The sequence below is a fragment of the Bradyrhizobium campsiandrae genome, from assembly GCF_014529705.1.
GTDB classification, from domain to species: Bacteria; Pseudomonadota; Alphaproteobacteria; order Rhizobiales; family Xanthobacteraceae; genus Bradyrhizobium; species Bradyrhizobium campsiandrae.
Map to the genome: position 1 here is coordinate 1 of NZ_JAANIH010000347.1, position 247 is coordinate 247.

General features: G+C 61.5%; 1 pseudogene. It reads left to right on the forward strand.

Annotated elements, in window-relative coordinates:
- Nucleotides 1–124, forward strand: a pseudogene (locus G8O24_RS44895) (alpha/beta hydrolase); the annotation flags it as partial.
- Nucleotides 125–247 lie beyond the last annotated feature (123 nt).

Here is a 247-nt window from a genome sequence, read left to right on the forward strand (position 1 = left end):
GTTGCTATCGGCAGCGGACGCGAGCGTGGTCCACAAGGTCCTGCCGACAGGCCATCAGCTCTCGCAGGCCGATGTAACACTCGCCCGCGACTGGATCGGCAACGTCGCCGCCGAAGTGGCCTGATCCGGGCAGGTTCCATATTTCGGAACTATGTCCCAAATTTTAAGTCTGTCGCGGAAGCGGGCAAGCGGAAATTTCGCGCAAGCTGGCGCCCGATTGCGCAGCTGCGGCGGAAGGTCGCTTGTT